Source organism: Catenovulum agarivorans DS-2 (genome assembly GCF_000568405.1).
Classification (GTDB): Bacteria; Pseudomonadota; Gammaproteobacteria; order Enterobacterales; family Alteromonadaceae; genus Catenovulum; species Catenovulum agarivorans_A.
This window is the reverse complement of sequence record NZ_ARZY01000020.1, coordinates 1-14,112: the sequence shown is the minus strand read 5'-3', so window position 1 is coordinate 14,112 and position 14,112 is coordinate 1. Positions and strand designations below refer to the sequence as shown.

Here is a 14,112-nt window from a genome sequence, read left to right as displayed (position 1 = left end):
TTTAGAACGGCATTTTCATGCCTGGTGGTAATTGCATTCCACCTGTAACTTCAGCCATTTTTTCTTGATTTTGTTTTTCAACGCGACGCACTGCATCATTGGTCGCAGCAGCTATCAAGTCTTCCAACATTTCTTTGTCGTCTTCCATTAGGCTTGGATCTATTTCAACTCGCTTAACATTGTGGTTACCTAACATAGTAATTTTAACCATGCCTGCACCCGCTTCGCCAACCACTTCCATATTAGCGATTTCTTGTTGTGCACGTTGCATTTTATCTTGCATCTGTTGGGCTTGCTTCATAATGTTGCCCAAGCCACCGCCACCTTTAAACATAATACTACCTTCTCTGTTTGTTTAATTCGATTTGAACCATTATAACGCGACAACAGTCGTTTCGACTACCTGTGCTGCAAAGGTTTGTTGCAACAGTTGGACATTCGCATCTTGCTGTAAACTTTGTTTTGCGTATTGTAAGCGACAATAGTCGATTGCGCGCTGAATTTCGTAAGGCGTCACTAAGGTGTCGCTACCAATATTAACTTGCAACTCTATCGGCTGTTGAAGCACTTGCTGCAAGCTCTGTTTAATTGTTTCCAAGTTATTTGGGTCGTTAAGATGAGATTGTGCAGGTACTAACGACAAAGTCACCTGGCTTCCTTGCTGGATAAAACTACTATGCAGTGCCAGTTGCCGTTGCAATCCAACCAAACCTGTCTGTTCAACTAAATTAGACCAATGGTCAATCTCTTTTGCATGACGCAAGTCTTGCTCTACCGCCTGCGCTAGGTTAAGTGATTGAATAATATCTTCACGAGGTACATAAGGCGCATCAATTGCGATTACATCCGGTGAATTAGTTGGCTCGGCTACTCCTGCATTTAATTCGACTGGTTCGGCTTGAGTTGGCTCGGCTTGCTGTTGTTCATCTGCTGCCGGTTCTGGTGTTACCGGCTCTGGCATGGCAGTTTCAGGCATTACTCGCTCGGCCTCTTGCTCTGGTGATGCAAACATATCGCCAGACCAATGATCAACCCAAGGCATTTGTTGTTCGTCTTCTTTCACCTCAGAATAAGGTTCTGCAAAGTGGTTATTTGCTGTCTGCAATGGCTGAGTTGGCAATTCAGGTTCTGCTGACGTTTGTTCAACCGGCTTGGGTTGCTCTGGTTGTTTTGTAATGGTGGGGAGTTCTGTACCTGTCGCCGCTGGCGCAGATTTTTCCGCCGCTTCAATTTTCTGTTGTTTTGCTTGCCTAACTGACAACATCGCCTGCTGAATTGAAACCGTCGCATGTTCGGTTGTTTTAGTTTGCGGTTTTTGCGCTTCATACCCTTGGCTTACAGCCAAAGATTCTATTTGAGCTTGCTGTGCGTGTAAATCGTCAGCCTCAGATTCGTCTGCAAGTTGATAATAGCCTTCGTGCTCAGTGGCTAATTCTGCTGCATTTACATTCTCTGGCTCTGGCTCTGGCTCTGGCTCTGGCTCTGGCTCTGGCTCTGGCTCTGGCTCTGGCTCTGGCTCTGGCTCTGGCTCTGGCTCTGGCTCTGGCTCTGGCTCTGGCTCTGGCTCTGGCTCTGGCTCTGGCTCTGGCTCTGGCTCTACAATGATGGCTTGCTCATCTTTACTTGCAAGATTATTTTGTGGTTCAGCTAAATTTTCAGTTTTTTTTTCAGCATCCGCTAAGGGTGCTGTACTCGCTACATTTGCATCCGCTATTGAGGACTGTTTAACCGCAGTCAATACAGCTTTGCGCTCAACACTCACCGGAGAAAATGCAAATAAGCGCATCAAGGTCATTTCTAGACCTGCGCGCGGCGAAGCTGCATAAGGCAAATCCTTGCGGCCACGTAAACAAATTTGGTAATAAAGTTGAACCTGTTCTGCTGTCCACTGTTGAGCGGCTTCTGTTAATAAGCTCACATTGGCACTGGCAACAATTTGATATTCTGGCAAAGATTGCAATAAAGCAATCTGATGCAAACAATCCATTAGCTCAACTAAAATTTGTGTTGGATCAGCTGATGCTAAAAATAGCGCTTCAACCGTTTGCATTGCTGCAGCAAAATCTTGTTCAAGCAAAGCTTTGAGCAGTGCGTCAACATGCTGTTCGTCTAACAAACCGAGCATGTTTTTGACAACTTGCTCTAGCACACGACCATTCCCTTGGGCAATCGCCTGATCTGTCAGTGAAAGTGCATCACGCATACTGCCATTTGCAGCCACAGCTAAGCGATTAATCGCGGCTTCTTCTGATGACAATTGCTCAGCAGATAATATTTTATTTAGCTGTTGTTCAATTTGTGCAACATTCATTGCCTTTAAACTAAACTGCAAACAACGAGATAATATGGTGACTGGTAATTTTTGTGGATCAGTCGTTGCCAATAAAAATTTTATATGCGGTGGCGGCTCTTCTAGCGTTTTCAACAACGCATTAAAAGAATGGCGTGACAACATATGGACTTCGTCTATCAAATAGACTTTATATCGACCTTGGGTTGGACGATACTGCACATTGTCGAGTATTTCTCGGGTATCCTCAACTTTAGTACGTGACGCAGCATCAACTTCAACTAAGTCAACAAACCGCCCTTCTTCAATCGCTCGACAATTTTGACATTTACCACAAGGTTCAGCGGTAATCCCTTCTGCACAATTTAAACTTTTAGCAAAAATACGCGCAATAGTCGTTTTTCCAACACCTCGAGTACCTGTAAATAAATATGCATGATGCAATCTATCATTGGTTAGTGCATTGCTAAGCGCAGCAACAACATGTTCTTGACCCATCAATTGGCCAAAATTCTGTGGGCGCCATTTACGTGCAAGTGCTTGGTAACTCATAAAATTGGTTATTCCCCTTCGAACTCTACTAAGCAAAAAGGTGTGACGTTGAGTTGGCGTAGTTTATCGACACCACCAAGGTCTGGCAAATTAATCACAAACGCCGCAGAGTGAACGGTTGCACCTAACTGTCTGACCATTTTAACTGCAGCTTCAATTGTACCGCCAGTAGCGATAAGATCGTCAATTAATAACACATTGTCATTGGCGCTCAACGCATCTTTATGTATTTGTAATTGGTCTGTGCCATATTCAAGCTGGTATGACTGAGATATGGTTTCTCTAGGTAATTTATTTGGTTTTCTTGCCAAAACAAAGCCGGCACCTAATAAATTGGCGACTGCAGCGCCAAATATAAATCCACGAGCTTCAGCACCGACAACCTTTGTGATACCGCTATTTTTATATGGTTGAGCAAGCGCCTTCACGGATAAAGAGAAAGCAGTTGCATCTTCAACTAAGCTTGTTACATCACGAAACTTGATGCCTTTTTTAGGATAATCAGGAATGGTTTTGATACTAGATTTAATTGCTGCCAGATCTGCAGATGATGTCATTTTGAAATTCCATACGTACTATCTGACAGCATTAAAACAAATCGAAGATAAATTGCAAGCTCGACTGAATGCAATTAGGCAATTTGTGGGGTTGGTACCTGAGGTAACTGTTTAAGTAGTTGCGCAGCTTCCACTGGCTTGGCCAACCAATTAATTTTCAACTTCTCAAATATAAATTTAGCCTTATCACTGACTTCGGTCGTCAATAATAGAACTTTAGATTTCGGAAATTTTAAGTCTGTGGTTATATTTTCGATAAGCTTAACGCCATCTATGATTGGCATTTTATAATCCGTAACAATAAAATCATAACAACCGTTTTTTGCTGCATTTAACCCAGCTAAACCATTGTCTGCTGTTGTTACTTGATATCCATGAGTTTCTAATGCTTGAGCCAATACACCCCGAACACTAGCGTTATCATCCACCAACAAAATGTTCATTATTCTCCCCCTATTTATCTACCTTGAAATCTCGCAGATGTGCTTTTAGATACTCAAACCACGAAATAGTTTCATGCAATAAACACTGCATCGTCCTTAAAAAGACTACAAGCTCTCCTTAATGTAGCCTCTACAAATATGCGCTAACTATTTAGCTAAGATAACATACCAACCTAAGATTGCTGGTAATAATGGTAAAGCAACTGTGACCGCTACTGTTGCTAATAAGTGCCCTACGTTAGCTGTTTCGCCTTGTTCATTATGATGAGCCATAAATAACCTCCAATGCAATTTTGGCGCGTATGTTAGTCAAAAAGTCGAAAAAAAGCCATCTTTTATTCAAGCTCAAGCAACAAATCCAATTGAGCAAGTTCGACTAAACTGTCTAACAGTGATGTTTGTAAAACATCAGACTCTATATGGGCTAGTGCTGGCTGCAACTGACTTATGAGTGACTCTACGTCATTTGCCACTCTTTTAGTGATTAAATCTAGTGTAAATGCAACTACAGGATTAATTTCAATAAAGTTAATTGCAAAGCGTTCATTTCGATAAACCAATAAATAAACGCGGTCACTTGGCGCTTGCGGCTGAAAGGTTTGACTAATGTGATGTACAGGATATGGGTAGCTGACAATCCGAGTAATTGGTGACAATTCGAATCGGCTTGAACGTATTATCTCGATCTGCGGGGGCAAAGTTGTCAATTGCTCTTCATTAGTTTGAATACTGAGGTCGAGTTCAACCCATTCATAATGGGCAAGTTCGCGCATAAAACAAGGGTCGCTTGGTTTAAGTTGATATTCTTCTGAGAGAAACTGAATAAACTCTTTTGAAATGTCGACAAAATGCGGCGAATGGCATGGGTGCTCAATAAAGAAGGTACGAATTAATGACTGCCAATCTTCTGCTGCATACAAGCTCCGCAATACGGGAAACGCGCTACTGACAAAACCTTCAACATTATTAAAAAATAATTCTTGGTAAACAGCCAATCGACGGTTTTCGATCACTAAATTTTCAACGGCCTTGCCTGTGCGAATCGATTGAGCAAAAGACAATTGTGTTTGTTTAAATGAATTCATTAACTTTGTTTAGCTCTAATCATTTGTCGCTGGATATGTTTGATTTGCTTTACTTCACGCTCGAGCTTATCTAGCGCTGGTATATTAAAGTCTCGCTCCAATAGTGTGGGGAATACCCCATGGCGTTCATAGGCATAAGCAAGCAGTTGCCAAACGGGGTCAATGACATCAGCGCCATGAGTATCAACAATCAAATCTTCAGCTTCATTATAGTGACCTGCTATATGACCATAAACAATTTTGTTGGTTGGCATAGCATCAATAAAAGCTTTTGCATCATAATTGTGGTTGATTGAGTTCACGTAAACATTGTTGACATCAAGCAAGAGTAATCCGCCCGATTCGTCTAACACGGTGTTAATAAAGTCGCTTTCAGACAATTCGTCGCTAAGTGGTGCATAATACGAAACGTTTTCTAAAACTAGTGGCCTTTCTATAATTTGTTGGACCTGTTTGACACGCTCTGCTACGTATAAAGCGGCTTCATAGGTAAATGGAATTGGCATCAAGTCATACATGTGGCCGTTTGCTGAACAAAAACTAAGATGCTCTGAATACATCTCAATAGAATACTTATCAAGAAATTGTTTTATTTGCAGGATAAATTTAACGTCTAGTGGGTCTGGACTACCTATAGATAAAGACAGCCCATGGGTTGTCAGTTTATACCTTTGCGCGACTTGATCGAGCTGTTGGCAATAACGTCCTCCCATCTTAATCCAGTTTTCAGGTGCTATTTCTAAAAAATCGTAATTTGTTTCAGATGTTTGGTTGAGCGTATCAATAAAGTCTCGGCGTAAACCGAGACCCGCACCAGAAAGATTAAATTGAGATCTGTTATTTACTGCCACCACATTTGCCTTCGCCGCATTTTGCTTCTCGATTCGCTTTACCGCCACATTTTCCTTCACCACATTTGGCTTCCTTGGCTGCTTTGCCACCGCATTTGCCTTCACCACATTTGGCTTCTTTGGCTGCTTTGCCGCCGCATTTACCTTCACCACATTTAGCTTCTTTGTCTGCTTTGCCGCCGCATTTACCTTCACCACATTTGGCTTCACCACATTTGGCTTCTTTGTCTGCTTTGCTACCACATTTGCCTTCACCACATTTACCTTCGCCACATTTTGCTTCTAACGTTTGTGATAACTCATAGCCAGAGCTAAGCTGAGTCATTGAAAATGGGTTGGTATTGGTATTTGCATGGCTAGCAGCGGTTAATGAACCAACAACTACCGCACCTAAAGTAGCTGCAACCGAAGATTGTTTAAGTGATTTCATAATCCTTCCTTAACAAAGTAAATATTCAAGTCAGCATATAAGACCAGACAATTTTATATTTACTTTCATTAAATACAAAAAAAAGGAGCCGTCGGCTCCTTTTTAGGTCAAAATAAAATGAAGATTAGATATCAACATTTTTGCGTTGAGCTGTATCTCTAATGTAACCAATCCAACCTTGTGCCATACGTTTGTATTGTTTGTTTTTCAAACTTTCTCTCGCATAGCTATAGGCTTTCTTGTAATTACCTAGATAGAAATGGGCCTCAATCAGAGCAACTTTAATATTTGCTTCTTTTTGGCTACCCAACTCAATCGCTTTTTCATACGCATTAACAGCTGACTTGTACTCTTCAGCAATCGCCAACAAATCCCCAACTTTACGGTAATGCTCTGGGTCTTTACTGATTTTTGCCGCTGCTAAATAAGTATCAGCAGCTTTTTTGTACTCAGAAGCCTGGTGGAAATAATTTGCCGCAACACTTAAGTTTTTAGCATCTTTTTCGATTAAACCAGAATTCATATGTTTTTGCATGGTCGTTGCCGCCTTATACGGAATACCATACATAGAGTACAATTGAGCTAACGTTGTGTAGTGCGCTGGCTTAGTTAAAAAGCCTTGCTTGTCTGATAACTCAAACGTTGACAACGCACGAGCATAATCTTCTTCCATTAGATAAAATTGTGCGAGTGGAACCCACCATTTTTTATCTTCTGGGAAGTGCTTAATTGCTGCAACACAAACTTTAATCGCTTCCTTATAATTTTTTGTATCAACAAAAGCTGACATTTTTAATTGGTAAGGATCTGCTTTCGGCTCTTTAGCATATTTAATTGCTAGATCAGCCTGCTCAACTGTTTTCTTGTAGTTTTTCAACTGATAGTAACTAAGCGCCAAGTGAGTATAGATAGATGGATCATGCTCTTCGGTAAATTGAAACCATTTACCATAGTAATCAATCGCATCTTGGTATTGCTCTTCTTGGAGGCTTAAAACAGCTAGTACTTTTAAAACACCTGCTTGGTCATCCCAACTCAAAACGTCAAGTTCGGCAGCGTATTTGATCTTGTCGATCGCTTTTTTATACTCACCCTCTTGTGCATATAACTTACCGATCAATTGAGCTAAGTAAGCTTTGTCAAACTCTTTCTTTGGCTCAATTTCTTCAAGTAACTTGATAGCACCCTTAGGATCTGCTTCTCTGCCTTCTTCTTCGTTAGCCGTCAATAAGTCGATTGCTTCAGCAACCTTTTTACCAACACGCTCAGACATAACCTCTACAGGTCTTTCTTTTTTCTTTTCTTCCAAAGTTTTAGCAGCAACCTGACTCGGTAACATAGTACCTGTTACAGATGTCCCAACTAAAACTGCGGTCAAAATCAATCGTGAGAGTTTCATACTTTCTCCGGGGTTAGCTCACAACTTCTGTAAGCTAACCTTCTTCAATTGAACGAAAGACAAACTTACTTAGCCAAGGTAAAGTCAAGACGCACTGTTAATCCAGGCTGCTTAACTGGTTTACCATCAACAATTTTTGGTTTGTATTTCCATTTCGCCAAGGCTTTTTTCGCTTCACGGTCGAATATACGTCTTGGCTCCGAGTTGATAACATCCACATCGATTACGCCACCGACTTCATCGATTGTGAAACTTAATTCAACCCAGCCTTCAATTCCATCTCGAGCTGCTTGCGCAGGATAACGAGGTTCAATCCGGACAATTGGTGTTGCGTCACCATCTTTCATCAACGCACCACTAATGTCGCCAATCCCTACATCCACACCACCTGTGTTCACATTTGGAACATCCAGGTTAATACCACCAGCATCTGCTTTAGTGGTCTCTGGCTCAGCCTGTTGAGGCGGAGGCGGAGACTGTGGTGGCGGCGGAGGCGGAGGTGGCGTCCTAGTACGTTGTTGTACAGAGTCCGACGGTTTATTCATCACGATTTCAATTCGCGGAGCTTCTTCACCCTTTTCAGGGCCGCTCTGATTGTTTGCAATCAACTCTGCCATCAGTACAAACAGGCCGAATGTTATCGCGATGCCTATTGGTATAGATAACAGTAGGCGGATCATATTACTTCTTCCCCGCTACTACTATTTTATCTATACCGGCCGCTTTGATTTGATCCATGACTTTCATTACCTTGCCATGTTTCGCTTCTTTATCTGCCTGTACAATAACTGCTTCCGAAGGCTGCTCAGCTAACATTTTTTCCAAGTTAGCTTGAACACGCTCTACATCAACCATACGTTTGTCCATCCAAATATCACCATTTTCACTGATAGCAATGAAAATATTCGAGTTTTTAGGTGGCTTAGATGATTGATCAGATTTTGGTTTATCTACTTGTATACCGGCCTCTTTTACAAACGAGGTCGTTACGATAAAGAAGATCAACATGATAAATACGATGTCAAGCATCGGCGTCATGTCGATCGCTGCATCTTCTTCTTCTCGGCGATGTCTACGTGCCATAATAATTCTCTCTAATGATGTGGCAAACTATCCACTAACTTTTCCACTTCCACTCGAACGCGTGTTTCAATTCTAGAGCTGAAAAAGACCCCAGAAAGCGCTGCAACCATTCCAGCCATAGTTGGAATTGTTGCCATGGAAATACCCGATGCCATTAAGCGTGGGTTACCTGTACCAGAAACAGCCATTACTTCGAAAACTGAAATCATGCCTGTTACCGTACCGAACAATCCGATTAAAGGACAAACTGCTACTAGGGTTTTAATCAAAAGAATTCTGGCGTTCAGCAATTCTGATGCTTCCGAAATCCAGGCATCACGCACTCTGTGTGCATACCAGGAGGTCGTATCTTCTCGTGAATCCCAGCGCTCGATAATGTTTTTACGAATTGTTGGAAATTCGATAAACATAAACCAATAGCGCTCAATCATCAGAATCCACATGATAGCTAGCACCCCGAAGACGATCCATAATACGTCGCCCCCGGTTGATATAAATCCCCTGACAGTTTCCCAAAGTTCTATCAGGTATAACATCTTATGCTCGCTCCTTCTCCGCGTGAGAAGCTACAATACCAGCACTTTGCTCTTCTAGTACATGGACGATAGATTTGCTCTTAGCTGCTGTAATGCTGTGTAAGAAAATCAATGGTAATGCTGCAATAAGACCTTGCGCAGTGGTTACCAATGCCATTGAGATATCACCCGCCATGATTTTAGGGTCACCTGTACCGAACAATGTGATTGATTGGAAGGTACCAATCATACCTGTTACTGTACCTAGTAGACCTAATAACGGTGCGATAGCTGCCAAAATCTTGATGACGTTAACGCCACGCTCAATTCTTGGCGTTTCACGCAAGATAGCTTCGTCTAATTTTAACTCTAAGGTTTCAGTATCTACGTTCTTGTTGCTCGCATATACACCTAAGATTCGACCAAGCGGGTTATTTTCACGAGGGTTACTCAAGTCTTTTAACTGACCACGGATCTTCGCACCAACTACTGTTAAAGTGATGAAACGTTCAACTGAAATCAAGATACCGAACAATAATACAACCGTGATTACATAACCTGGTACACCACCTTGATGATAACGCTCTTCTAATGTTGCTTTTTGCTTGAAGATATCAAGAATTGCACCACGTGAAGGGTCAAGGAATAGGCTCGCATAGCCGCTAGATGTGCCGTTGAAATCAGCTACAGTTGCAACCATGTGACCTTCAGGTTGACGACCTAATGGTTCGATTTGGTTACTTTCAGAGTTGTATTTTAAGTAAGCATCGTTACTTAATAAGTTGAAAGCACCTACACGAGTAACTGTTTGAACTGATTCTGAACCGTCTAAAGCAACAACGTTCGCATCGAACTTAACAACTTTAGCTGACTCAGTCATTTCAGTTTGCAATGCAAACCATAATTCTTCTAATTCAGCAAGTTTAGGTAGCTCTTTTGCTTCAGCTAATTTTGCTAATAACTCAGTACGGTTTGCATATGCAGGTTGAGCACTGATGATTGAAGTTGCGATACGGCCAACAGTTTCACCTGAAGCTTGACGTACCACACCAAACATTTCACCTAACGTACCTTTTGCATCATCTAACTCTTTAGTTTTGTCAGTGATACGTTTTTCGTTGTCAGTAAAAGTTTGCTGTAAGCTCTTTTGGCGAGCTTGCTCGTCTGCTAACTCTTTTTTAGCTTTGTTTAATAAAGCTTGCTTTTGATCACGTGCTGCTCTGAATTCAGCTTCACGAGACTTGTTGATTTTAGCTTCTGATATACGGTCAGCTTTTACTTCTTGTAATAGCTGGTCCAATGCAGCTGTGTTTGCATAGGCACCAAAAGTCATTGTTGACAATGCAATAGCTGAAGCAGTTAGAATTGTTTTTAATTGTTTCATTATTCTGCACTCTCCGCGGCAAATACTGGCACTTCTAATAGATCAGGTGCAATTTGCTTCTTAGCCATACGAATAACCTTAGTTACTGGCTTGTTGTACTCTTCACCTAACTTAACCCAATCTCTTGCTGTGTTATCCCACACCCAAGAATTTTTAAGGTCTAAAGACTGTGCTAACAATGCAACACGGCCAATATGAACCATATCTACAGTGATGTCATTTAGCTTGCCTTGGTAAGCAGACATAGCAGAACCATAATCATTTTCGATTTGGTATGCTTCAAGTACTTGGCGATAACGCTCTGAAGTTGTGATGTTTGGTTCGCTCATTAACTCACGAATACGAGCTACACGTTCTTTACGTGTTTCAACTTCAATTGGAATGTCTAATTCAATGAATTTCTCTAACGAATCAAGCATTTTGTACATTAAAGGGACAACACCCTTTTTTGTATCTTCAATGCTGTCAATTTGACCTTGTAGGGAAGCGATCAATTTCTCTTGGTTGTTAACCAATTTTTGAACATGATCATTGTACATGCGCAAGTTATCAGTTTCATCTACAACTTGGCGATATTCACTTAGTAAGTCGATTGATTGCTCAAAATACGAATCTACACGTTTTTGAGATTTGACTGCTGCATCATGAATAGCACGCTCTTCTTTGTGCAGGTTTTCCACCTGGTCTGCTGAAACTACTGTAGGCAGTGACATTGCACATGCAACAGCAATAGCAGAAGCGAGTTTTTTGCTCTTTATCATCTTTGACACGATTCCCAATAATTAAAATTGTTTGGAACATACTTAGCTTGGGTACAAAGTCTAATATATTGTACCGAGCCACTTACTTGTTGGAGTCTGTTTGCTCGAAGTCTCGCACTAAAAACCCGATCATCAGAATCACTTTATATAGACGCAGGTAAATCTTAGCTAAAATCTACGGTAGAATGCAAAGAATTTTCTATAAATACGTAATATTTTGGCTATTTTTTTCACTCTGATTAACAAAAGTGATTAATTTGTTCTAAAAATAGCCAATCCAAAAACAACAACGGTCATTTTTTAGCCACTTCAGCCGACATGCAACCTTAGGAAAAGTTCTTATTCGTTTAAGATGTAAACGAGAATACTAAATTGAGAAAAGTTATTAACGAACAAAAAGCGTTTAAGTGCGTTTGGGTTAACAAACGCAAGCTGTCAGTTTGCGTTTGTTAACAAATAGCTATGCCAGCTACATTTTTTCGGTCGTTTCGATGCCCAACAAGGTTAAACCTTGTTTAATAACACTCGCGGTCCAACGACTAAGCGCTAAACGACTTTGCTTGGTTTGTGGTTCAACGTCTGATTTCAAAATTGGACACGCTTCATAGAAACTCATAAAAGCGCTGGCCAATTCAAATAGATATTGACACAACACGTGAGGATGAGCCTCTGCTGTGACCAGTTCTAACGTGTCTTCGAACTGCAAAAGCTTAAGCGCTAATATACGCTCTTGCTCTGCTTCAATTGCGATAGGACCATTGACCTGTTCTAGTTCAACACCAGCCTTGGCAAATATTGATTTAACCCGAGTATACGCATATTGAAGGTAAGGTGCAGTTGCACCGTCAAAACTCAGCATACTATCCCAGTTAAAGATATAGTCACTGGTTCTGTGTTTAGATAAGTCAGCAAATTTCACAGCACCAATACCAACAACTTCGGCGATTTGCTGCTGCTCTTTTTCAGACATGTCTGTTGCTCTTTGCGCGATCAGCGCTTTGGCGCGCGAAACAGATTCGTCTAACAACTCAACCAGCTTGACTGTACCACCTGAACGAGTTTTAAATGGTTTACCATCACTTCCCATCATAGTGCCGAATGCGTGATGTTCCAAACTCATATCTTGATCGACAAATCCAGCTTTTTTCGCAAGGGTAAACACCTGCTGCATATGCAATGACTGGCGCGCATCGATAAAGTATAAGTTACGGTCAGCTTTTAGTACTTGGCCACGATATTTTAACGCGGCTAAGTCTGTGGTTGCATATAAGAAGCCGCCGCCAGATTTTTGAATAATGACTGGCGAAGGGTTGCCTTCTTTGTCAGCCAGTTCTTGTAAGAATACGACTTGCGCACCTTGGTCTTCTACGGCTAAACCTTGCTGCTGAAGTTCGTCAACTATGCCTTGTAACATTTCGTTATAGGCACTCTCTGGACGAATATCTTCTCGAGTCAGAGTTACATTGAGTTTCTTGTATACTTCTTCGCTATGCGAAACAGAAATATCAATAAACTGTTGCCATAATTCTAAGCATTTTGCATCACCACTTTGTAACTTAACGACATAGTCGCGTGCTGTATTAGCAAAATTTTCATCTTCATCAAAACGTTTTTTCGCTTCACGATAAAAAGTCTCTAGGTCAGACAGAGCCACTTCTGCAACCGAGTTATCTGCTAAAATTGTCTCTAAATGCGCGATTAACATACCAAATTGTGTTCCCCAATCACCCATGTGGTTTTGGCGAATCACCTTATGTCCTTGGAACTCTAGCGCTCTAACAACTGCATCACCGATAATCGTCGAACGTAAATGACCAACGTGCATTTCTTTCGCGAGGTTAGGTGAAGAGTAGTCAACCACACAAGTAAGTGGTTTTTGGCTCTGTTCAACACCACAGCGGCTATCTTGTATATACGCATTTAGGTTTTCAGACAGCCAAGACTGTGAAAGAAATATATTGATAAACCCAGGGCCAGCAATTTCAACTTTGCTGGCTATCTCTGAAATATCTAGCTTTTCCAAAACTTGTTGGGCCAGCGCGCGAGGATTGGTTTTTAATTGTTTAGCAGCCCCTAATATTCCATTGGCTTGATAGTCACCAAATTGAGCTTGCTTAGATAACGCAATATGCGGACCATGCTCGGCTGGTATTCCAGCAGCTTGCATAGCAGTGTGGATTTTTTCTGCCAATAATTGTTTTAGTTTCATGTATCTACCTTAATGCTCTCGCGTTTGCTGGAAATCAACATCTGGGTAACGCTCTTGTGCCAGACTTAGATTAACCATAGTTGGCGCAATATAGGTTAAGTTATCACCACCATCTAACGCCAAATTAGCTTCTGCTTTTCGCTTAAACTCTTCAAATTTTTTCGTATCTTTGCTGCATACCCAACGCGCTGTCGCTACGTTGATTGATTCATAAATAGCGTCAACGTTGTATTCAGATTTTAGCCGTTGTACAACCACATCAAACTGGAGCACACCAACTGCACCTACAATCAGGTCATTAGTGGTCAATGGTCTAAACACCTGTACAGCTCCCTCTTCCGATAATTGGACCAATCCCTTTAATAACTGTTTTTGTTTCAAAGGGTCTTTTAGGCGAATGCGGCGGAACAATTCTGGCGCAAAGTTGGGAATGCCACTAAATTTCAGCTTTTCACCTTGGGTGAAGGTATCTCCGATTTGAATGGTTCCATGGTTATGCAAACCGATAATGTCACCCGCGTATGCATTTGCGGCTCGCTCACGATCACCCGCC

General features: G+C 41.5%; 15 protein-coding genes and 1 pseudogene. All 16 read right to left on the bottom strand.

The window, feature by feature from the left end:
* Position 1: 1 nt before the first annotated feature.
* Positions 2–334, bottom strand: a complete 333-nt coding sequence (locus tag DS2_RS11125; protein ID WP_035014863.1) for a YbaB/EbfC family nucleoid-associated protein — start codon at positions 332–334, stop codon at positions 2–4.
* Positions 335–373: 39 nt separating this feature from the next.
* A complete protein-coding gene (gene dnaX, locus DS2_RS11120; protein WP_035014862.1) occupies positions 374–2,842 on the bottom strand; it encodes a DNA polymerase III subunit gamma/tau in 2,469 nt (822 codons plus the stop codon).
* 8 nt (positions 2,843–2,850) lie between these two features.
* Positions 2,851–3,399 carry an adenine phosphoribosyltransferase gene (gene apt / locus DS2_RS11115; protein ID WP_035014861.1) on the bottom strand — a complete coding sequence of 183 codons (549 nt, stop codon included), beginning with the start codon at positions 3,397–3,399 and terminating at the stop codon, positions 2,851–2,853.
* A gap of 74 nt (positions 3,400–3,473) precedes the next feature.
* The gene (locus DS2_RS11110) at positions 3,474–3,842 is read right to left on the bottom strand and encodes a response regulator (RefSeq protein WP_035014860.1); all 369 of its coding nucleotides are present in this window, start codon (positions 3,840–3,842) and stop codon (positions 3,474–3,476) included.
* Between the two features lie 147 nt (positions 3,843–3,989).
* On the bottom strand, positions 3,990–4,115 hold the full coding sequence (locus DS2_RS20980; protein WP_268745627.1) for a hypothetical protein: 126 nt from the start codon (positions 4,113–4,115) through the stop codon (positions 3,990–3,992).
* Between the two features lie 62 nt (positions 4,116–4,177).
* Complete coding sequence (locus tag DS2_RS11105; protein WP_035014859.1) at positions 4,178–4,927, bottom strand: DNA-binding domain-containing protein; 750 nt, start codon at positions 4,925–4,927, stop codon at positions 4,178–4,180.
* Complete coding sequence (locus DS2_RS11100) at positions 4,927–5,778, bottom strand: DUF692 domain-containing protein (RefSeq protein WP_035014858.1); 852 nt, start codon at positions 5,776–5,778, stop codon at positions 4,927–4,929. Before DS2_RS11100 ends, DS2_RS11105 begins: the two co-directional genes overlap by 1 nt.
* The gene (locus tag DS2_RS11095) at positions 5,765–6,208 is read right to left on the bottom strand and encodes a hypothetical protein (protein ID WP_035014857.1); all 444 of its coding nucleotides are present in this window, start codon (positions 6,206–6,208) and stop codon (positions 5,765–5,767) included. Before DS2_RS11095 ends, DS2_RS11100 begins: the two co-directional genes overlap by 14 nt.
* 124 nt (positions 6,209–6,332) lie before the next feature.
* Positions 6,333–7,607, bottom strand: a complete 1,275-nt coding sequence (locus DS2_RS11090) for a tetratricopeptide repeat protein (RefSeq protein WP_035014856.1) — start codon at positions 7,605–7,607, stop codon at positions 6,333–6,335.
* A gap of 65 nt (positions 7,608–7,672) precedes the next feature.
* Complete coding sequence (locus tag DS2_RS11085) at positions 7,673–8,287, bottom strand: energy transducer TonB (RefSeq protein ID WP_035014855.1); 615 nt, start codon at positions 8,285–8,287, stop codon at positions 7,673–7,675.
* Between the two features lies 1 nt (position 8,288).
* Positions 8,289–8,690: an ExbD/TolR family protein gene (locus tag DS2_RS11080; RefSeq protein ID WP_035014854.1), complete on the bottom strand. Its 402-nt coding sequence runs from the start codon at positions 8,688–8,690 to the stop codon at positions 8,289–8,291.
* 11 nt (positions 8,691–8,701) lie between these two features.
* Positions 8,702–9,226, bottom strand: a complete 525-nt coding sequence (locus tag DS2_RS11075) for a MotA/TolQ/ExbB proton channel family protein (RefSeq protein ID WP_035014853.1) — start codon at positions 9,224–9,226, stop codon at positions 8,702–8,704.
* Position 9,227: 1 nt separating this feature from the next.
* Positions 9,228–10,589 carry a MotA/TolQ/ExbB proton channel family protein gene (locus DS2_RS11070; RefSeq protein WP_035014851.1) on the bottom strand — a complete coding sequence of 454 codons (1,362 nt, stop codon included), beginning with the start codon at positions 10,587–10,589 and terminating at the stop codon, positions 9,228–9,230.
* The gene (locus DS2_RS11065; RefSeq protein WP_035014850.1) at positions 10,589–11,350 is read right to left on the bottom strand and encodes a DUF3450 domain-containing protein; all 762 of its coding nucleotides are present in this window, start codon (positions 11,348–11,350) and stop codon (positions 10,589–10,591) included. The genes DS2_RS11070 and DS2_RS11065 overlap by 1 nt, the downstream gene beginning before the upstream one ends.
* A gap of 469 nt (positions 11,351–11,819) precedes the next feature.
* Positions 11,820–13,559, bottom strand: coding sequence for an arginine--tRNA ligase (gene argS, locus DS2_RS11060; RefSeq protein ID WP_035014849.1), 1,740 nt, complete (start codon positions 13,557–13,559; stop codon positions 11,820–11,822).
* Between the two features lie 9 nt (positions 13,560–13,568).
* Positions 13,569–14,112 (bottom strand): annotated as a pseudogene (gene prfC / locus DS2_RS11055) (peptide chain release factor 3); the annotation flags it as partial.